The 19684-nt window shown below is 64.0% G+C and carries 18 protein-coding genes; 9 read left to right on the top strand and 9 right to left on the bottom strand.

From position 1 onward, the window contains the following. The first annotated feature begins 80 nt into the window (after positions 1-80). The 3 genes from DBR47_RS20445 (at position 81) to DBR47_RS20435 (ending at position 2261) form a co-directional block, all read left to right on the top strand. Entirely contained in the window at positions 81-440 is a 360-nt protein-coding gene (locus tag DBR47_RS20445) for a metalloregulator ArsR/SmtB family transcription factor (protein WP_124453538.1), read from the top strand. 254 nt (positions 441-694) lie between these two features. Beyond that, positions 695-1672: an SGNH/GDSL hydrolase family protein gene (locus DBR47_RS20440; RefSeq protein WP_197047193.1), complete on the top strand. Its 978-nt coding sequence runs from the start codon at positions 695-697 to the stop codon at positions 1670-1672. 124 nt (positions 1673-1796) lie between these two features. Beyond that, positions 1797-2261 (top strand): VOC family protein, encoded by a 465-nt coding sequence (locus DBR47_RS20435; protein ID WP_124453537.1) that lies wholly within the window; start codon positions 1797-1799, stop codon positions 2259-2261. Here DBR47_RS20435 and cueR read toward each other — a convergent pair. Beyond that, positions 2258-2665 carry a Cu(I)-responsive transcriptional regulator gene (gene cueR, locus DBR47_RS20430; protein ID WP_197047192.1) on the bottom strand — a complete coding sequence of 136 codons (408 nt, stop codon included), beginning with the start codon at positions 2663-2665 and terminating at the stop codon, positions 2258-2260. The genes DBR47_RS20435 and cueR overlap by 4 nt on opposite strands. Next, on the bottom strand, positions 2662-5097 hold the full coding sequence (locus DBR47_RS20425) for a heavy metal translocating P-type ATPase (RefSeq protein ID WP_197047191.1): 2436 nt from the start codon (positions 5095-5097) through the stop codon (positions 2662-2664). Before DBR47_RS20425 ends, cueR begins: the two co-directional genes overlap by 4 nt. 428 nt (positions 5098-5525) lie before the next feature. Here DBR47_RS20425 and DBR47_RS20420 point away from each other — a divergent pair, with 428 nt between their 5' ends. Together DBR47_RS20420 and DBR47_RS20415 are read left to right on the top strand one after the other, a co-directional pair. After that, on the top strand, positions 5526-5993 hold the full coding sequence (locus DBR47_RS20420; RefSeq protein ID WP_124453532.1) for a hypothetical protein: 468 nt from the start codon (positions 5526-5528) through the stop codon (positions 5991-5993). A 307-nt stretch (positions 5994-6300) separates the two neighbouring features. Next, positions 6301-6513: a heavy-metal-associated domain-containing protein gene (locus DBR47_RS20415; RefSeq protein ID WP_124453530.1), complete on the top strand. Its 213-nt coding sequence runs from the start codon at positions 6301-6303 to the stop codon at positions 6511-6513. 19 nt (positions 6514-6532) lie between these two features. Here the strand turns inward: DBR47_RS20415 and DBR47_RS20410 are convergent, their stop codons facing one another. Genes DBR47_RS20410 through DBR47_RS20400 form a run of 3 tightly spaced genes read right to left on the bottom strand, consistent with a single transcriptional unit; the run spans position 6533 to position 10819 of the window. Further along, positions 6533-8098 (bottom strand): glycoside hydrolase family 13 protein, encoded by a 1566-nt coding sequence (locus tag DBR47_RS20410; RefSeq protein WP_124453528.1) that lies wholly within the window; start codon positions 8096-8098, stop codon positions 6533-6535. A gap of 5 nt (positions 8099-8103) precedes the next feature. Further along, on the bottom strand, positions 8104-10329 hold the full coding sequence (locus tag DBR47_RS20405) for a xanthine dehydrogenase family protein molybdopterin-binding subunit (protein WP_124453526.1): 2226 nt from the start codon (positions 10327-10329) through the stop codon (positions 8104-8106). A 1-nt stretch (position 10330) separates the two neighbouring features. Continuing rightward, a complete protein-coding gene (locus DBR47_RS20400) occupies positions 10331-10819 on the bottom strand; it encodes a (2Fe-2S)-binding protein (RefSeq protein ID WP_124453524.1) in 489 nt (162 codons plus the stop codon). 311 nt (positions 10820-11130) lie between these two features. On the opposite strand from DBR47_RS20400, the gene DBR47_RS20395 reads away from it, so the two are divergent. The 4 genes from DBR47_RS20395 to DBR47_RS20380 all read left to right on the top strand — a co-directional run bounded on the left by DBR47_RS20395 (position 11131) and on the right by DBR47_RS20380 (position 16609). Next, positions 11131-12408, top strand: a complete 1278-nt coding sequence (locus tag DBR47_RS20395) for a DUF3142 domain-containing protein (protein WP_124453522.1) — start codon at positions 11131-11133, stop codon at positions 12406-12408. Next, complete coding sequence (locus DBR47_RS20390; protein WP_124453520.1) at positions 12395-14797, top strand: hypothetical protein; 2403 nt, start codon at positions 12395-12397, stop codon at positions 14795-14797. The genes DBR47_RS20395 and DBR47_RS20390 overlap by 14 nt, the downstream gene beginning before the upstream one ends. A 122-nt stretch (positions 14798-14919) precedes the next feature. After that, a complete protein-coding gene (locus tag DBR47_RS20385; protein ID WP_124453518.1) occupies positions 14920-15906 on the top strand; it encodes a glycosyltransferase family 2 protein in 987 nt (328 codons plus the stop codon). A 28-nt stretch (positions 15907-15934) separates the two neighbouring features. Then, entirely contained in the window at positions 15935-16609 is a 675-nt protein-coding gene (locus DBR47_RS20380) for a bifunctional 2-polyprenyl-6-hydroxyphenol methylase/3-demethylubiquinol 3-O-methyltransferase UbiG (RefSeq protein WP_124453516.1), read from the top strand. Here DBR47_RS20380 and DBR47_RS20375 read toward each other — a convergent pair. From DBR47_RS20375 to DBR47_RS20360, 4 genes are all read right to left on the bottom strand, one after another. Further along, positions 16579-17280 carry a DUF2306 domain-containing protein gene (locus DBR47_RS20375; protein WP_124453513.1) on the bottom strand — a complete coding sequence of 234 codons (702 nt, stop codon included), beginning with the start codon at positions 17278-17280 and terminating at the stop codon, positions 16579-16581. The genes DBR47_RS20380 and DBR47_RS20375 overlap by 31 nt on opposite strands. After that, entirely contained in the window at positions 17277-18032 is a 756-nt protein-coding gene (locus DBR47_RS20370) for a hypothetical protein (RefSeq protein ID WP_124453511.1), read from the bottom strand. Before DBR47_RS20370 ends, DBR47_RS20375 begins: the two co-directional genes overlap by 4 nt. A 56-nt stretch (positions 18033-18088) precedes the next feature. Beyond that, complete coding sequence (locus DBR47_RS20365) at positions 18089-18898, bottom strand: alpha/beta fold hydrolase (RefSeq protein ID WP_197047190.1); 810 nt, start codon at positions 18896-18898, stop codon at positions 18089-18091. Between the two features lie 125 nt (positions 18899-19023). After that, positions 19024-19683, bottom strand: a complete 660-nt coding sequence (locus DBR47_RS20360) for a class I SAM-dependent methyltransferase (RefSeq protein WP_124453509.1) — start codon at positions 19681-19683, stop codon at positions 19024-19026. Position 19684 lies beyond the last annotated feature (1 nt).

The raw sequence follows: 19684 nt of genomic DNA, 5'->3' as shown, positions 1-19684 counted from the left end.
GCAAGCAGGATTGCAAGCACTCATCTAAACTCCTGTTCTCCAATGAAAAAGGACCCGCTGCGGCGGGTTGAGACCCGCCCATGAAAGATCTACCTCCGGCCGCCCTGGTTCAGATCGCCGCCTACTTCCAGGCCCTGTCGGAGCCCACGCGCTTGCACATCCTCAATCTGCTGCGCCAGCAAGAACGCAAGGTCGGCGAGTTGGCCGAGCTGTGCGGTTTTAGCGCAGCCAATGTGTCGCGTCACCTGACCGTGCTTCAACAGCATGGCCTGGTGTTGCGCGAGAGCCGCGGCACCAGCGCCTTTTACAAAATCGCCGACCCCTCGGTTTACAAGATTTGCGATCTGGTCTGTGGGAATATTGCCCGGCAAAGCGATCGGGTGGCGCAGGAGCGCGCCTCCTTTTTCCCCTTCAAACCCAGCGCCAGCACCAAGCGCTGAGGCTCACAAAAACGGCCGAGGGCTGGTTTGCTGCGGGCCTAGCCGCTGCCCAAAAAAAAGCAAGCCAGTTGATAGGGGTGCGTGCTTACGTTGACAGTCATTGCACCCTGGGCGATGCTGCGCGCGCATGAGTCAAGCGTCTATTTGTCGGATTTTCTTTTGACTCTCTTGTGCTACGGGTCCACAGCCAGCAAGCGGCCCGACACTCAACTTATTTGTGAGCAGCTATGACACATTCATCCCTTCGATTTGCCTTGACCGGTTTGCTGCTGTCCCTCTCGGTGGCAGCCCAGGCCAGCAGCTTTTCCAACCTGGTCATCTTTGGTGACAGCCTGTCGGATGCGGGCAATAACGCATTGCTACTGGGTAGCAATGGCCTGGCGCCCACCACGGATCAAGAATTTTCCAAAACGCCTTATTTTTCTGGTCGCTATAGCAACGGGCCGGTTTGGTCCGAGTACTTCGCCAGCAAGATGGGTTTGTCCGCGCAAGCCTCTTTGCTGGGCGGTGACAACTACGCCTTTGGTGGCGCGCAGACCGGTGTGGATGGCGTGGATGGCCCTGGCGGCTTTCCCTTCAGCCTGAAGTCCCAGCTGAATATGTTTCTTGGCTCGGGCAAGACGGTGAGCGGTAGCGAGCTGTTCATCATTTCCGGTGGCGGCAACAATGTGCGAGCCACGCTGGACGCCATCAAGGCCAATCCGGCCAATGCGGCCAGCATCATCAATGACACGGCCGCCGCTTACGCGCTGGACATCGGCAATATGGTCGATGCCCTGCAAGCAAGGGGTGCGCAGCACATCTTGGTCATGAATACGCCCAATTTTGGCCTCGCCCCTGATGCACTCAGCAGCGGGCCTCAGGCGTCCGCGACGGCATCGTTTGCTTCGGCAACGATGGACGCCGCTCTGGCCGCCCGCCTGAACGGTGAAGCCGGTGTGCAAACCTTTGACTTCTACGGCTTCCTGACCCACACCGTGAGTTCGGCCAGCAGCCTTGGTTTGACCAACGTCACCAACGCCTGCGGTCGTACCGACAATATCTGCGACCCGGCGACCTCGCTGTTCTGGGACTCCATCCACCCCACCACGGTTGGTCATCAGCTGCTGGCGGACGCCGTCTTTGCCCAGGTGGTGCCCGAGCCCTCGACTTACGGCCTGATGGCGCTGGGCCTGCTGGGCCTGGGTCTGGTGCGTCGCAAGCAGTTGAGCGGCGGCCTCAGCAAGACCTGAGCCCCTTCCGCGTCTCGTACCCAAGCCCCGTCCCCGGCGCGCTGCCGGCACGGGGCTTTGTCTTTCATGCCATGATTTCGGTGCCCGTCTTGCTGCTCTGAGCAGAACTCATCTGGAGTGCCCCATGGCCGAAGTCATTGGCATCGATCACATCTACATCAGCGTCAGCGAGCCGCAGCGTTCGGAGGCTTTTTACGACCGGGTGCTGCAGAACATCCTGGGTTTTCGAAAGAACTGTTTTTCCCTGAACGGCGAGCCGCATGTGCAGTACTACAACCGCCAGTTCGGCTTTGTGCTGCGGCCGGCCCGTGTGGCGCAGACGCATGAACCCTATGCGCCGGGCCTGCATCATTTCTGCCTGCGGGTGAATTCGATTGACGAGGTGCGCGAGGTGGCGGAGGCTTTGCAAGCCGTTGGCATCGCGGCCAGCGAGGCCGCCCTCTACCCGGACTATGCGCCCGACTACTGGGCCACGTTTTTCAATGACCCGGATGGCCTGCGCCTGGAGGTGACCAACTTCCGCCTGGAGCGGCGGGAGCGCATGCAAAACTGGGACGCGGCCCATTGCCATAGCGCTAACAAGCCCTAGCCCGCCAGTCCCTCCAGAATCGGGCAATCCGGCCGTTCATCGCCGTGGCAGCAGTGCACCAATTGCTGCAAGCTGTTCTTCATCGCCGTCATCTCGGCCAGACGGCGTTCCAAGTCAGCGATATGCGTCTGGGCAATGCGTTTGACATCGGCGCTGCTGCGGCGCCGGTTCTGCCAGAGCTTGAGCAGGTCGGCAATCTCGGCCATGGAGAAGCCCAGATCGCGTGCCCGGCGAATAAAGCGCAGGGTGTGAACCTCGCGTTCGGAATAGAGCCGGTAGCCCGATTCGGTGCGCGCCACCTTGGGCAACAGGCCCAAGGATTCGTAATGCCGCAGCATCTTGGCCGAGACGCCGGAGCGCGCCGCCGCCTCGCCGATATTGAAGAGTTCCATCGCAGACTTCATGCCTTCGCCTTCCAACGTTTGAGCAGCAATGCATTGCTGACGACCGAGACGCTGGACAGCGCCATGGCCGCGCCCGCCAGCATGGGGTTGAGGAAACCTAAAGCCGCCAGCGGGATGCCCACCACGTTGTAGGCAAATGCCCAGAACAGGTTTTGGCGAATCTTGGCCACGGTCTTGCGGCTCAGGTCTATGGCCTGGGCGACCAAGCGCACATCGCCGCGCATCAGGGTCACACCAGCCGCGGCCATGGCCACATCGGTGCCGGTGGCCATGGCAAAGCCCACATCGGCCGCGGCCAGCGCCGGCGCGTCGTTGATGCCGTCGCCCACCATGGCCACGCGCCGGTGTTTGCCTTGGCTGCTCAGCTCTTTCTTCAGCTCGGCCACGATGCGGGCTTTGTCGGCCGGCAAGACCTCGGCCCGCACCTCGTCCAGGCCGAGCTGGTGGCCCACGGCCTGGGCGGCGGCATTGTTATCGCCGCTGACCAGCAGGCTGCGTACCTCCAGAGCATGCAGAGCCTGGATGGCCGGCGCGGCCGTGGGCTTGATCGCATCGCCAAAGGCCAGGGCCGCCAGCAGGCGGGGAGCAGCCCCCTCGGCAGCAGGCGCCTCGGCCAGCCAGGAGATGCTGTGACCTTGGGCCTGGGCCAGATCGGCGGCGGCTTGCAGGGCAGAGAGGTCTGCGCCTAAGTCCTTCAAATAGCGGCTGCTGCCCAGCAGATAGGCCTGACCGTTCACCTGGGCGCTGACACCGCGGCCCGGCACGGCGCGCAGCTGCGCGGCTTCGGGCACAGTGAGCTTGAGTTCCAGAGCCCGCTCACGCACGGCCTGGGCCAGAGGGTGTTCGCTGCCCGATTGCAGGGCCGCGGCCAGGGCCAGGGCGGCCTGTTCATCCAGGCCCGCGATGCTTTGCAGATGCGCCAACTTTGGGCGGCCCACCGTCAGCGTGCCGGTCTTGTCAAAAGCCACCAGGCTGACCTCGGCGGCCAACTCCAGGGCCTCGGCATCCTTGACCAGAATGCCTTGGCGCGCCGCCACCCCGGTGCCCACCATGATGGCCGTAGGCGTGGCCAGGCCCAGGGCGCAGGGGCAGGCGATCACCAGCACCGCCACCGCATTGAGAATCGCGTGCTCCCAGTCGCCCGTGCTCAGGCCCCAGGACAGCAGCGTCAGCAAGGCAATGCCCAGCACCACCGGCACAAAGATGGCGCTGACTCGGTCGACTTGGCGTTGGATGGGCGCCTTCTTGGCCTGGGCCGACTCCACCAGGCGCACGATGCGCGAGAGCGTGGACTCCGCCCCCAGCGCCGTGGTGCGCAGGATCAGCAGGCCCTCGCCATTGACGGCGCCGCCCACCACCGCGTCGCCAGGGTGTTTGTCCACAGGCAAGCTCTCCCCGGTGATGAGGGATTCGTCCACCGGGCTCTCACCGCTGAGGATCTCGCCGTCCACCGGGATGCGCTCGCCCGGTCGCACCACCACCTCGTCGCCTAGGCGCAGGGCGGCCAGGGGCAGCTCGGACTCGACGCCATCGCGGCGCACGCGAGCGGTCTCGGGGCGCAGCTTCTTGAGTGCCCGAATCGCCTCCGTGGTCTGGCGCTTGGCCCGCGCCTCCATCCACTTGCCCAGCAGCACCAAGGTGATGACCACGGCGGCGGACTCGAAGTAGAGGTTCATGCTCATGGGCCCGCGAATCAGAAGCTCGTAGACCGAGAGCCCGAAGGCCGCCGAGGTGCCCAAGGCCACCAGCAGGTCCATATTGCCGCTGCCCGCCCGCAGCGCCGCCCAACCGGCTTTGTAAAAGCGAGCGCCGAGGATGAGCTGCACGGGGGCGGCCAGCAGCAGCTGCCACCAGCCGTTGAGCATCCAGTGCTGGCCAAAAAAATCGCCCAGCATGGGGATGACCAGGGGCGCGGACAGCAGCGCGGCCAAGCCCACCGGCCAGGCGCTGTGTGACCAGGGCAGGGCGGCGGCGCTCTGCTCAGGTTCTGAGTTAGTGTCCAGGCGCTGCGCCGTGTAGCCGGCCTTGAGGATGGCGCCCAGCAGCTGATCCAGCTCCACCGAAGCCAGGGCACGCAGCGTGGCCGTCTCGGTCGCCAGATTGACCTCGGCCTCCAGCACACCGGGCACTTTCATAAGTGCCTTCTCGACCCGGCCTACACAGGAGGCGCAGGTCATGCCGCCCACCTGCAGCTGCCAGATTTTCTCGCGCAAGCTATAGCCGGCCTTTTTGACGCTGGCCTGTAGCGCGGCCAGGATCAGCTCCGGTGCCCCTTCCACACTGGCCGTCTCGGTCGCCAGATTGACCTGGGCCGAGCGCACGCCGGGCAAGGCCTTGAGCGCTTTTTCCACCCGGCTCGCGCAAGATGCGCAAGTCATGCCCGCTATGGGCAAGGTCCAGGGGCTGGGGGTGTTGGCAGGTGTTTTGATCATCATGCTGGCAAGTATCAAGCTTGCCATGATGGCAAGGTCAAGCCCCTGCTGCGGCAGTGTCTTTTGCTATGCGGTCTCGGAGTGGACAGACACATTGCCGCACTCCTGCTGGAGCGGACCTCGGGGAGGAGGTGGCTGAAAGCAGCCGCTCGCCTGGGGTTGTTCCTGGCCATGAGCGGGCGTTCGTGAATTCCCGAGTTGCACCGTGAATCCCTGCGCCAAGGACGAAGAGGCGAGAATCTTGCTGTGCAGCGTAAGTTGTATCCCGTGTCGTCTTTGTCGGAACTTTTAGTACCCTTGCGACCTGGCTTTGAATTGAGAAAGCAGTGACTATCCAAGGACTTGCGTCTGTCAAGCTTCGCTTAGTTGTACGGGCAGCGCCGATGTTTGAGCGCAGCTCCTTTTGCCCCCTGTCTCGGTAGCTGGCAATGGCGAAGTTCGTGCAACTCAACAACGGCTGGAATGCCGACCCCAATGCTCCGGAGCCATCGGTGCTCGTAGTGGGTCCAGACACGTTCGTCACCTTTTATGTGAACGCCTTCCAGTTTCCTAAGTTCAGCGAAGGAACCAAAGCAACGCTGCGCTTCAAAAACTGCCAGCGCTTTCGCGATGGGCCAACCAACGACGAGGGCTGGCTCATGGGAGAGTGCCGATTCAGTCGCTTGGCCCCGGCCTGGGGTGAGTTTTACGCAGTGTCGGGTGCCCCGGATTTGCTCTCGGCTCCACAGGATTGGATCATCAACGCCGATGCCCCGCGCTCCGGTCAGGCCACGCACTTTCTCTTCTATTTCAAAGATGAGACATTCGAATGCGTGGCCGACGATTGGGCAGTGGAGTTGCCAGCTAGCCTTTCGCTCCAGCGGATGGCTTCGCTGCCCGCTGACCTCGCACGTTGAATGACCGCTTCTGGGATGCGAGACAGTCACGACGAATGCCCGCTCCGGGTGGCGGATTCAGCCAGCTGAGCGCACTCAAAGCGGCCAGGGGTGCGACATCCGAGAAACGCTGCCGTTGCTGTTGCTCGGGCGGGGTGCAGCATCCAGCGTCGACGAGGCGCTCTACGGTGGCGCGAGTCGCAGGAAATCAGCGCCTCAAGGCCCATGTGGTGAACGATGACTTGATTCGCTTTTTGCTTTCCGCTTGACCTTGCCATCGTGGCAAGGTCTATGCTTCTTGCATTCCCATCACATCGGAGAGCCAGAGATGAGCGCCACCCTGCATACCTATGACTTCAAACTGCCCGATATGAGCTGCGGCCATTGCGTCGCTGCCATCACCCGCGCCCTGGGCGAGGTGGACGATCAGGCCAAGCTGGACTTCAAACGCGACACGCGCGAGTTGCAAGTGCAGAGCGATTTGTCGCGCGAAGACCTGGCAACAGCTCTGACCGAAGCCGGTTATCCGCCTGCCGCTTGAACGGCAGTGCCTGGGCGGCTCAGTTGACCCGTTTGTAGCGGCTGTAGCCGCCCAGCTCGCGTTCCTTGGGCTGTAGCACCAGGGTCGTGCGGGCCGGCACGGTGACGGTCACAAAGCCCGCGCCCAGCACCAGAGGGCTATCGGCTTTGGGGTTCAGGGCATCGACCAGCGGGGTGTCGTCCATCAGCATGGCGTTCGCCACCATCAGGCGCTCGCTGACCGGCTCAGCCCTGGGGTTGCAGATCACCAGCATGGTCTCTAGTGCGCGATCGGTGTAGCGCTCAAAGGCGTAGAGCTTTTCGACCTCGATCAGGCGGAAGTCCCCCACGCGCAAGGCGCGGTGCTCCTTGCGCAGGGCGACCAGTTGTTTCATCCAGAGCAGATCGGGGTTGTCGGCCTTGAGCAGGTCCCAGCGCATGGGACTGCGATTCTCGGGATCGCCTCCGCCGCTCATGCCCAGCTCGGCGCCGTAGTAGATATTTGGCGCGCCGGGCAGGGTGAATTGCAGGGTCTGCACCATGCGGCGCTGATCGCTGGCCGGGAAGAGATGGGCGATGCGCGGGATGTCGTGGTTGTCGATCACCATCCAGGACTTGAGCATGGGCTCGATGCCTGCGTCGCGTATCAGGCGCTCGCTCATGCGTGCGCTCATGGCCGGTGACAACTCGCCCTGGGCCAGGCCCAGCACGATCTGGCGCAGCGAGAAGTTCATCACCGCGTCCAGTGAGTGCAGCCAGTCAGACGGGTAGTTGACGATCTCACCCACCACCAGGGAGCCGGGCTTTTGCTGATGCGCCGCCGCCGTCAGCTCGCGCAGAAAGGGCAGACCCAGCTCGAAGGCCGTGTCCAGGCGCCAACCATCGGCGCCATCGCGCAAATAGCCGCGCACCACCGAGTCGGGTGCGCCGTAGAGGTAGTCGCGCACTGCCGGGTTTTCCAAATTGAGCTCGGGCAGGTTTTGAAAACCCGTCCACACCCGCGCGCCGCCTTGGTATTGTGGGCCGATGGCGAACCAGTCCCGCCAGGGGCTGTCGGGCTTGGCGAAGGCTTGCTGGAACTTGGGTGAGTTGCGCCCCATATGGTTGAACACCCCGTCCAGCACCAGCTTCATGCCGCGTTGGTGGACATTCGCGGCCAGTTGCTTGAACTCGGCCCGGCTGCCGTACTCGGGTGAGATGGCCTTGAAGTCGAAGGCGTCGTATTTGTGGTTGGTGTAGGCCAGGTGGATGGGGTTGAGGTAGAGCACATCGGCGCCCAGCTGCTGGATGTAGTCCAGCCGCGTGCTCAGGCTTTGCAGATCACCGCCCCAGAAGTCCAGCTCCTGGCTATTGAGCTTGGCGTCCTCCAGATAGACGCCGGGCCTGGCCGGCTCGGCCCAATCCCGAAGCTTTTTGGGCGCCGGGTAGAGCGCCCGCTTGGCCTCCAGCTGGGCCGAGGGCACGAAGCGATCCACCAGCACCTGATAGACGATGGCGCCGTTGCGCCAGTCCTTTTCCCGCTGCTCGTAGACCGAACCCGTCTGCGGGGCCGCGAAGCTGGCGCCGACGGCGCTCAAGAGCAGGGCAGGGAGGGTGAATCGCTTCATGGGCTTTAGGCCTTTTTCAACAAGGCGGTCTCAAACGGCAGCTTGCGCAGGCGCACACCGGTGGCCGCAAAGATGGCGTTAGCCACCGCAGGCGCAATCGGCGGGGTGCCAGGCTCGCCCACGCCGCCGGGGGCGGCCATGCTAGGGATGATGTGCACTTCTACCTTGGGCATCTCGCTCATGCGCAGCACCGGGTAGTCGTGGAAATTGCTTTGCTCCACGCGGCCGTCTTTCAGCGTGATCTGGCCGTAGAGCGCCGCGCTGAGGCCGTAGACGATGGCGCCTTCGATCTGGCGGGCAATGGTCTGCGGGTTGACGGTCTGGCCGCAGTCCACCGCCGCGACGACGCGGTGCACCTTGGGCGTGCCGTCGGCGGCGACCGAGACCTCGGCCACTTCGGCGACAAAGCTGCCAAAGCTCTCGGCCAGGGCGATGCCCCGCTTCACCCCCGCAGGCAAGACCTGACCCCAGCCGGCCTTGGCCGCTGCGGCTTCCAGCACGGCCTTGGCGCGTGGGTGCTTGTCCAGCATCTTCAGCCGGTATTGCAGCGGGTCGGCCTTGGCGGCGGCGGCCAGTTCGTCGATAAAGCTTTCGATGAAGAAAGCGTTCTGCGAGTGGCCCACCGAGCGCCAGAACCAGACCTGCGGGCCGGGCTCGGCGCGGCCGTAGGCGATGCGTTGGTTGGGGATGTCGTAGAGATGATCGGCCAGGCCTTCGACGGCTTGGCCGTCCACGCCGCTTTCGGGCAGCTTCATAAAGCCGGAGCCGGCCATGATGGAGGGCGAGGCCACATCGGCGCGCAAGGCGGTGGCGCGGCCGTTCTCGTCCAGCGCCGCCTCGAACTTGACCAGAGACGCCGGGCGGTAATAGCCCGCCGCCATATCGTCCTCGCGGGTGTAGATCAGCTTGACCGGGCTGCCGCTGAGTTTGGACAGCAGGGTCGCGTCGATGGTGAAGTCGGGGGCAAAACGGCGGCCAAAGCCACCGCCCAGCAGCAAGGTGTTGACCTTGACCTTGGCCGGCGTCACCTGGGCGATCTGGCCCAGGATGCCTTGCGCGGGGCCCTGGCTTTGGGTGCCGGCCCAGATCGTCACCTCATCCCCTTTGACCCAGGCCAGGCAGTTCAGCGGCTCCATGCAGGCGTGGGCCAGATAGGGCACTTCGTAGCTGGCGCTCAGGCGCTGGGCCGAAGTGGCAGAGGCGTCCTTGAGATTGCCCTTGTCCACCGCAATGGCGCCGGCGTTACTGGCCGCGTCGTTCAGCATCTCGCTGACCTTGGCGGAGTTGAGCTGCGCTTTGTCGCCCATCTCCCATTGCAGGGCCAAGGCGTCGCGGCCTTGCTTGGCGGCCCAGTAGCCATCGGCCAGCACGGCCACGCCATGCGGGATGCTGATGATCTTTTGCACGCCCTTGACGGCGCGGGCGGCCGCCTCGTCCATGGACTTGACCTTGGCGTCGGCAAAGGGTGCGCGCGCCATCACGGCGACCAGCATGCCGTCGATGCGGGCATCGATGCCGAACTTGGCCGTGCCCTTGACCTTGGCGGGCGTGTCCAGGCGGGCGGTGGGCTTGCCCAGAATCTTGAAATCGGCCCGGCTCTTCAGCAAGGGCTTGTCGGGTACGGGCTGGCGGCTGGCGGCCTCCACGAGCGAGCCGTAGCTGAGCTTTTTGCCGCCGGGGGCGATCACATGGCTGCGCTCGGTTCTCAGGTGGCTAACGTCGATCTTGAGCTGCTCGGCGGCGGAGGCCAAAAGCATCTCGCGCGCGGCCGCACCGGCCTGGCGCAGCGGCGTCCAGTGCGCGCGTATGGTGGTGCTGCCGCCGGTGGCTTGCATGCCGAACATGGGGTTGTTATAGGCGGTGTGGGCCGGGGCTTGCTCCACGCCCACCAGCTTCCAGTCGGCGTCCAGTTCTTCGGCCACCAGCATGGGGATGGCGGTCAGCACGCCCTGGCCCATCTCGGCCGAGCCGCAGAGCACGGTGATGCGGTTGTCCGGCGTGATGCGCAGCCAGGCATTGGGCGCAAAGGTATTGGTTTGCGGCGCCTCACCGGTGGCGGCTTGCACCTTGGAGGCCAGGCCGCCGGCCAGGGGCAGGCTGAAGCCGACGACCAGGGCCGAGCCGGCGCCCGACTTCATGAAGCCGCGGCGGGTGGTTTGCAGCGGGGACGCCTCGGAGGGTGTTTCAGAGCGCGTGGAGGCTGCGAGCAGGGTGTTCAAGGTGTCGCTCATCTCAGGCTCCCACGGTCTTGATGGCTTTGCCGGACTTCAGTGTGTCGGCCGCCACATGGATGGCCTCACGGATCTGGTTGTAAGTGCCGCAGCGGCAGATATTGCCGCTCATGGCGCTGTCGATGTCGGCGTCGCTGGGCGACTTCTTGGCTGCCAGCAGGGCGCAGGCGCTCATGATCTGGCCGCTCTGGCAATAGCCGCATTGCGGTACATCGAGCTTGACCCAGGCGGCTTGCACCGCCTTGCCGGTTTTGCTGGCGCCCACGCCTTCGATGGTGGTGACCTTTTTGCCCGCGGCGGCCGACAAGGGCGTGGAGCAGGCGCGCACCGGCTGGCCGTCCAGATGCACGGTGCAGGCGCCGCACAAAGCCATGCCGCAGCCGAATTTGGTGCCGGTGAGTTGCAGGTCTTCACGCAAGGCCCAGAGCAGGGGCTCGTTCGCGTCGGCGTCGAGCGCGACGGCGCGGCCGTTGACAGTCAGTTTGATCATGGGTGGGGCTCCGTGATTGGGGAAGAGGGATCGCTGCTGCGGCAGGCCTTGTTCGACAATGACCGCAGAAGGGAGGGCGGGTTAGGGAAGCTCTGCATAAATCGGGGCGAGGTCGGGTTTGCGGATCGGGATGGGATGCAAGGCGCAGTTTGAAGCCAATAGCCCTAGCTATTGGCGAGAACTGCAACGCCGCAGACCGCCCGAGCCCGCTAGCCCGGACCGGCCTGATTTGTGCAGAGCTTCCCTTGAGCGTAACGCCTTCTGAAAAAGTCTGCAGCGGAGCGGGGACAGGTGTTGAGACAAGTGCAAGCATGAGCAAGATGACCTGGAGGAGGCGAGGGCTGTGGATGGTTGTACTGTTGGGCATGGCCCTGGGTGCCGCGTGGGCCTGGCTGCGCCCGCCGGCCGCCTTGGCCCTGAGCCAGGAGGCGTACATCTGGCAGATGCTGTGGCAAGAGCCCTTGCGCGCCGCCCTGCGCGAAGCCTCCGAGGAGTCGCAGGGTGCAGCACTGCGTCGCTGGCGGGTGCTGATGAGCCATATCGCCGCCGACGGTAGCCAGCGCTTCGCCGCCGTGGACGCCGCCGCCTTGCAGGCCACGGGCAAGGGGGTGGTGGCTGTTGTGCGCATCGAGGGGCAGTTGCAGCGCCTGGACCCGGCCCGCTTGCGCGCGGCCGTGCTGGCGACGGTGGCGCGCGCCCGAGCCCAAGGCTTGAGGCTGGAGGCGCTGGAGATCGACCACGACTGCGCCACCGCCCGCCTGCGCCAGTACCGCGAGTTTCTACAAAGCCTGCGGGCTGAGGCCGCGCTGGCTGGGCTGCCGCTCTTGATCACCGCCTTGCCGGCTTGGCTGGGCTCGCGCGAGCTGCCGGCGCTGTGGCAACAGGTAGATGAATTGACGCTGCAGCTGCATGCGGTGCAGAACCCGGGCCAAGGCCTGTTCGACCCAAGGCTGGCCCTGCGCTGGGCGCAGCAGATCGAGGCCATCGCCGAGGCCAACCCCAGCCCCTTGCGCTATCAGCTGGCCCTGCCCACTTACTCGGCTCAGCTGCGCTTTGACGACTTTGGCAATCTGCTGGCGGTGGAGAGCGAGACGCCCTTGCTGGGCGGCGCGGTCGGCAGCGCCGAATGGGCGGTGGACCCGCAGCAGCTACAAGATTTTGTGCACCAGGCCTTGCCGCGTGCCCGGCCGCGCCTGAGCCATCTGCAGGGTCTTGTTTGGTTCCGCCTGCCGACCTTGGCCGATCAACGGGCCTGGCATCCCGCCACCTGGCGCCGGGTGATGAGCGGCGCGCCCCTGCAGCCGGCGCTGCGTGTGCAAGCCCAGGCCGATGCGAGCACGCCGGGCCTGTATCGCTTGCAACTCGTCAACAGCGGCCGCAGCGACGCCTTGTGGCCCAGCCGCCTGAATCTGCCTGCTGATTGCGGCAGCGTGCAAGGCCGATTGGGCTACCGTAGCATCGTCGGCGCGAACGGTGGCTGGCATTTGCAGCGCGCGGGCAGTCTTTTGCTCAAACCGGGGGCGAGCAGCGAGGTGGCATGGCTAAGATGCTCGCGCCTTCCAGTGATAGAGATTCATGAAAACCGATAAGAACAAAGAGAAGCAAGGACCTGCCTCCCCGCTGATTCGCGCTGCATCAAGCTTCACCCGCCGCCCTTTGTGGCTGGCCTTGGCTGGCTGCAGCGTGCTGGGCGTGGCCCTGGCTTGCGGGCCGGACTTTCAGGTCTACCTGAATTCACGCGCCGCCTTCTTGAAGGCTGCCATTCCCGGCAACTTCTTCCGCGATGCGGCGCAGCTGCACCCGGCCCCGGCCAAGAAGTTCCCCAATGGTTTGGAGCACAACACGGCCGATCTGCAAGACGGCAAGCACGACCCCGAAGGTCAGGGCTTGAATGCCGCCCAGCGCAAATTGGTCTACGAGATGCGCGCTGCCGAGCAAGGCGATCAAGCCTTTGCCCTCGGCGCGGCCCTGCCTGCGGCTCTGCGCCTCTACACCGCTGGAGCGGTGGACTATCGTCGCGTCGTGCCTTACTCGCCAGAGCAAGACGCTGATCCCGAAGAAAGCACTTGCGAGCTGGAGGCCGAGGCCGCGCAGGCATCCGCCTCGGCGGCCTCGCAAGCTGCGAGCTCGGACGAGGCTTGCCCCCGGCCCGTGGTCCGCGCCCAGGGCTTGAGCGAGGCGGAAAGCAAGGCCTTGCTGGCCAAGGCCCGGCAGCGCTTCGAGGCGGTCTTGAAGCTGCCGGAGAAGGAGCGCGCGATACGGGCGACCTGGGCGGCCTATTCCCTGGGCCTGGTCGAGATCGCCGAAGGGGGCGAGGGCTATCTGGCCAAGGCTGACGGCCATTTTGAGCTGACCCGCAAGCTGGCCGCTGCCGGCGCGCCCGACCCCGAGTTCCTGGGACTGGACAGCTTTGGCGCCCAGGCCCGCATGCATCTGAACGCGGGCGATTACAGGCGCGCCACCGAGCTGTATGCCGAGCAGGCCTCGCATGAGAGCTGGAAGTCGGGCGAGTCCTTGCTGATCGTGGCGCAGCGCCTGCTCAAGGACGAGGCGGGCCTGCAAGCGCATATCAAGTCGCCTCTGGTGCAGCGCCTGCTGGTGGGCTATGTGCTGTCCTACGGCGATGAGGAAGCGCATGTGGAGGGAGGCGAGGGAGCCAAGCTGCGGCCGGCCTCGCCGCTGAACCGCCTGGTCAAGGCCCTGGACGCAGCCGGCATTCAGCAACCCGCTGACGCCGACAAGCTGGCTGCTGCCGCCTATGCCAACGCTCGCTACGATCTGGCGCGCCGTTATGTGGGTGATTTGCAAACGCCGACCGCGCATTGGCTGCGCGCCAAGCTGGCCTTGATGGCGGGTGACAAGAAGGCGGCCGCGACCGCCTTCGCCAAGGCCTTGGCGGCCGATCGCGGCGAAAAGGCCGAGGACAAAAAGCTGGCAGCTGAAGATGCGCAATTGCTGTCTGCCCAATTTGCCGCGCTCAAGCTGGGCGGCGATGAATTCGTCCAGGCCTTGGACCTGCTCTACGGCCAAGGCCCCGAGTACTGGATCGACGCCGCCTACGTCGCCGAGCGTTTGCTGACGCTGGACGAGTTGAAGACCTTTGTGGACCAGCGCGCAGCCAAGGCCGTGCCTGCGGCGGAGACGGGCTATGCCCATCTCAACAATGCCGGCGCCCTGCGCGACCTGCTGGCCCGCCGCCTGATGCGCGAGCAGCGCTTTGACGAGGCGTTGGACTACTTCCAGGATCGTGAACTGCAAGCGGTGGACGGTGGGGCCAAACCCGAGCAGGCGCGTGTGTACGCCAAGGCCTATGCCAAGGCCTTGCGTGCCGCGGCCAAGGCCTGGACCCAGGTCGGCCGTGCCGAGTCTTTGTACGAGGCGGCCGAGATCGCCCGCTGGCATGGCATGGAAATCATGGCTTATGAGGTCAACCCCGACTTCGCCATGATTGGTGGCAACTACGATCTGGCCGGCATGGGGCCGGAGTCGGACAAGACGCGCACGCCCACCGAGCGTCAGCGCTTCCAGGCCACGCGAGGCGAGTTTGGCGAAAAGCGTTTTCACTACCGCTACGAGGCCGTCAAGCTGGCCGGCCAAGCGGCCGATTTGCTGCCCGCGCGTTCGCGAACCTATGCCGATGTGCTCAGCAACGCGGCGTCCTGGGTGATCAATCTGGACGATGAGTTGACCCAAAGCCTGTACCAGCGCTACATCAAAACGGGGGCCTATATTCCGCCCCAGGGCGAGCAATTGGACTTTCTGTTCGGGCAGATTCAGCAAGAGCCCAGCTTCTGGCAAGCCCAGCGCTTTGTCGCCCGCCAGTCTTTGCAAGAGGCCCGGCTCTGGGCGCGCGAGCACCGGCCTCTGGCCTGGGGCCTGATCGCACTGGGCGGTTTTGTGATCTTGGGGGCGCTGGCATTGCTCAGGGGCTGCGTGAGCAAGTGCAAGGCCATGCGGGCCAAGGTCGGTGCCACCTAAGCGCGGAGTTGCTGGGTGTAGATGCCTATGGTGCTCGCGGCGGTTTCGGGTAGATTGGCGCTCACCCGAGCCACCGCGGCCTTTTGTTGCGGCTGGACTTCCCTCGGCGCCCAGCCCATGACATGACAGCGACTGCCGCCTCTCCCGTGCCCCGCATCGCTTGTGTCATCGTCAGCTATAACGGCGCGGCCTGGATCACCCAGTGCCTGCAATCGCTGCGGGACAGCCGCGACGTTTTCTTGCAGCTGATCGTGGTGGATAACGCGTCGACTGATCAGACCGCATCCCTGGTTCGAGCCTGCAGCGATGTTGAGCTGATCGCGACCGGCAGCAATCTGGGCTTTGGCCGGGCCAATAATCTTGGCATTGCGCGGGCCCTGCAGCTGGGGGCGGAGTATGTGTTCATCCTCAATCAGGATGCGCAGGTGGCGCCCGAGGCGCTCGCCAAGCTCTGTGAGCAGGCAGCCGACCAGCCGGGGCTGGGCATTCTGTGCCCGCTGCAGTTGGACGCCCAGGGGCAGGCACTCGACCCCACTTTCTTGCACTACTACCTGGGTCCTTTTGCCCCTGCCTTGCTCAATGACGCCTTGCTGGCGCGGCCGCTGCAGGCGCGGTATGGCGTGGACGCCATGCCGGCCGCGGCCTGGTTGATGCCCAGGCGCTTTTTGGAGCAGGTCGGCGGCTTCGATCCCTTGTTCTTTATGTATTGCGAGGACGACGATCTTTGCAACCGGGCGCGTCATCATGGCTGGGGCATCGCCCTGGTGCCGGCGGCACATTTTTTCCATTGCCGGGGCTTTCATGGGCAGCTCAGCCGGGAGTCGAGGCGAGGTCAATTCAATCGCCGTCGCTCGCGCTTGCGCTCCTCTCTGATCCGTCAGATCAAGCATCCGGCCGGTGGCTTCGCCAAGAATTGCTGGCAGGCCTTGGTCGTGCAGGGCCTGGCCGGCCTCAGTGCCTTGCTGGCGCATCTGGATTGGATTGAGGCGCTTGCCGTGGTCGCGGCCCTGTTGAAAGTGGCCAGCGAGTTGCCTCGCCTGGCCAGTCATCGCCGCCAATGCCAGCAGGGGGGCGCGCTATGGTTGGGCCCGCCGGTTGAGAGTCGCTAGCTAGACAAAGAGTCAAACGAGAAAACGCATGGATCAAGCCTCGACCAAGCAGCCCGAGTTCAATCAAGCCTATGTCGGGCCCAGGCCCGACATCCTGCGGCTGATGCCAAGTGCACCTAAGCGGGTGCTGGACGTGGGCTGCAGCGATGGCACCTTGGGCGAGTCCATCAAGCGGCGCTGGCCGCAATGCCAGGTGGTGGGCATGGAGCTGATGCCGGCGATGGGCGAGGTGGCCCGCACCCGACTGGACCAGGTGCTGGTCGGTGATATTGAGGCTCAGTCGGCCTTGGCGCCGCTGGCCGGCCAGCGTTTTGACGCGATTGTTTTTGCGGATGTGCTGGAGCATTTGCGCGACCCGTGGTTGATGCTCAAGCGGGTGCGGCCTCTGCTTGAACCGAATGGCGTGGTGATCGCATCGATCCCGAATGTTCGTCATCTGGACACGATTTACCACCTCGTCATCCGGGGCGAGTGGCCTTACCGGGATCGCGGCATCCATGACCGCACGCATCTGCGCTTCTTCACCCGCAAGAATGTGCAAGCCCTGTTCCAGGGCGAGGGCTTGCAGATCCAGCAGTGGGATGTGAACTACCGTCTGCTGGAGCGCCCCCATCCCATCAACCGCCATGCCCGCTGGCTGGCCTGGCCGGGGCTGCGCAACTTCTTGGCTTTTCAGTACCTGGTGGTGGCCAAGCCTGTGTGAGCCCGCGCTGGCCTGGGGCTCGCTGGGTTTCTGCGGGCTTGCCGGATGAAGCACTCGGCGATGGCCAGATTGATGGCCCAGCCGGCGCCCATGCAAATCGTGCGCGCCCACTCGCCTTGCAGACTGGGAAACAAAAACCAGGGGATGTGGGTGAAGACCTGGGTGCCCGCGCCCATGCCCAGGGCATAGGCCCGCATCACCCAGGCACGATGGTTTTGAAGGTCTCGCTGCCTGATGGCCCAAAGCCCCCGGGCCAAGGCCAGCAGCATGACGAACCCCACCAGCAGCCTAAGGGTGAAAAGCCAGGGGCCGTCGAAACTGGCCGGTGGCAGTTCGACACGGGGATAGAACAGCGTCATCCACAGGCCCGAAGCGGCGCTGATGCCGCCGCCCACCACCGCGACGCGGCCGGCAATTCGATGCAGCCTGGGCGCCCGGCTGCGCAGCCAGGGACTGAACTGAAATGCGCCCAGAACAGCGAAGACGCTGCTGGCCACGATGTGCAAGACGATGGGTAGCGGGGAGGCCATGAAGCGCGCGTTGGCCGGCGTGACTTCGGCGCCGCTGGCCAGCTGGGCCAGGCGCAAGCAGCCGACCAAAACTGGGAAGGCGGCCAAGACCAGCAAGGCGATGGGCACCCCAAAGTCCGATTTTTTGAGCCCGTGATTCATTTTTCTAGCTGCTTGATGCATTCGCCCAGCCATTCGCGGGCCTTGTTTCCCTCATGCCATTTGCCGCTGATCAAGGGCTGCTGATGGGCCGCCAAGCTGAAGTCTTGCTCTTCTTCGATGGATTCAACCAGTGCTTGCGGGGAAGGGACGGCAAGCAGAATCAGGCCGTATCGACCGTCCCAGGGCAAAAACACATGCATGGCCTGCACGGTTTGGGTTTCGTTCGACTGCGTCAATGAAACGCTGAGTTTTGTCGGCGCTATCGGTTTGTCGATGCCGGGGCCAAAGTAGCCGATATACGTACCTTGTGGCCCGCGGCCAAACTTCATCAACAGGGCGCCGCCATTCAAATTCATGAAAACGGCTTGGCACCATTTGAGGGGCGCGGCGGGGCTGGATTGATGAAACTCCCAACCCCCTGTTTTTAATCTCTTGTAATTGGGATCCTGCAATTGCTGGCGCTGCAGTTCCGCCACTCGCTGCCGGGCCGATTCCTTGCCTGCCTGAACAAAATCGTCCCACTGCGCCGGCGACCAAATACGGGTTCGTTGCTCGTAGCTGAGTTGCTCGGCCTGTTTTTGTCGCTCCAACATATGGTCGTAGGGGACGCAGGCACCCGGCGGCATATACATGGGATTGCAAAAGGTTTGCGCCTGGGCCGGGTTGGTTTGGCCGCTCAGGAATAGCAGGGCGCATGGGGCCGCGCCGGACATGAGTTTTCTCATCCGGTTGGTATTGAGTTTCTTGAACATTGCCTGTCCTTGGTGGGGCATGGCCATTGGTTTGACCTCAGCTTGTGAGCGCTTGCTCAGTGCTTCTCACGAACCATGGCCAGCGCAGCCTGGATGGCTGCAATGACTGCCTCGGGTTTCTCGATCGGAATGGCATGCCCGCTTTCGATCCAAATTTGCTGGGCTTCCGGATAGAGCGTGGCCATCTCGACCCGCTTTTGCCGGGCAAACTGCGCCGCTTCCGACTTGTCGCTGGGGTCGGCCTGGGCGTTCAGGATGAAGACTGGAATGCCGGTCAAAGTGGGTAATGTGAGCACCTGCTCCCCGGTTTTGCTCAGCAACTCAAGTTCTTCTTTGGCCGTGCCGGTGATCAAGAGTTTGAGTGCGCTGCGCACAAACAAGGATTGGTTTTCAATCGCCCCTGCGCCCTCCAGTTGTTTGGGGTGGGTCGAATCCACCAGAATCAGCGCGGCCACTTCTTGCGGGTATTTCCTGGCGAAGAGTTGCATATACAGGCCGCCCAGCGAATGCCCGACCAAGATATAAGGCGGCGGCAGGCTTTGACTTTTCAGCAGCTGGCGCAATTCATCGACGATATGTTGGCCGTCGCGGGGTGTTTGTACCGGGCTGCTCTTGCCATAGCCGGGCCGGTTATAGGCAAAGACAGCGGTTTCTTCGGCAATCCTGGGCAAAACCTTGTTCCACCATTCCATGCGCCCGCCCAAGCCGTTTTCAAATACCACCACCGGGCCTTCCGCCATTTGCGCGAGGAGTTCAATCTCGCGCTCCGCCAATTGACTTGTTTGCGCCTGCGGCAGGCCGGTGCAAGCCGCAAGCGCGGCCAGCAGCGCCAACACAAGCATGGAATGAAGAATGCGAACAGGCATTGGGAATACTCCTCTGGAGACCTAGTCCGGGGTTTTGGAAAGCTCCGGTCAAGTTTGAGCTTACAATGTAAGCTTACGGCGTAAGCTCGTCAAGAGATGGGGTTTGTGGCCTTTTTATGGGGGGCTTAGAGCGGCCGCCGCGCGACGATGAAGGCTCGCCAGTCGCGGCGCTTGCTGCCATGCCGCTCCAGCGCTTCGATGGCAAAACCTTGCTGCTCCATGCGCTGGCAGAGTTGCTGGGCGTCGAAGCATTGCACCAGGGGGGCCTTGCCCAGCATGCGCATCAGCGGCAGGGCAAGATGGGGGATCAGCGGGTTCATCTCGTTCAGGCAAGCGGTCTTGCTGATCAGCAGGCCACCGGGCTTCAAGAGCCGCAGCAGGGATTGCAAGGTCTTGTCCAGATCGTGCATGAGGTGCAGCAGATTGAAGGCCAGGACGATGTCATAGCCCGGTTCTTTGGCGGGCAGAGTCTCGGCATCCGCCAGCGCGAAGCGCAGGGGCGCCGGAGGCAGCCCAAGCAATTTGGCTTGGGCGATGGCGATCATTTCTGCGGAGACATCGGTGGCCAGATAGCTGGCCGTGCCTGAGGCCAAACGCAGGGCCGTGCTGCCGGTTCCACAGCCCAGTTCGAGTACGTGAAGGTGGGGCGCCAACAGGCCTTGCACCCGGGCCAAGGTTTTTTCATAGCCAGGCAAGTCGCTGATGGGGCTGGCGGCGTATTTGCGCGCGGCGCGGTCCCAGAACAGGGCTTTGTCGCTGGCGCTCAATTGCGGGCTGGAGGGCATG

It is taken from the genome of Paucibacter sp. KBW04 (assembly GCF_003852425.1).
In the GTDB taxonomy this organism is placed as follows: Bacteria; Pseudomonadota; Gammaproteobacteria; order Burkholderiales; family Burkholderiaceae_C; genus Paucibacter_A.
The sequence above is the reverse complement of the archived record's forward strand: the minus strand, read 5'-3'. Positions and strand labels throughout refer to the sequence as shown.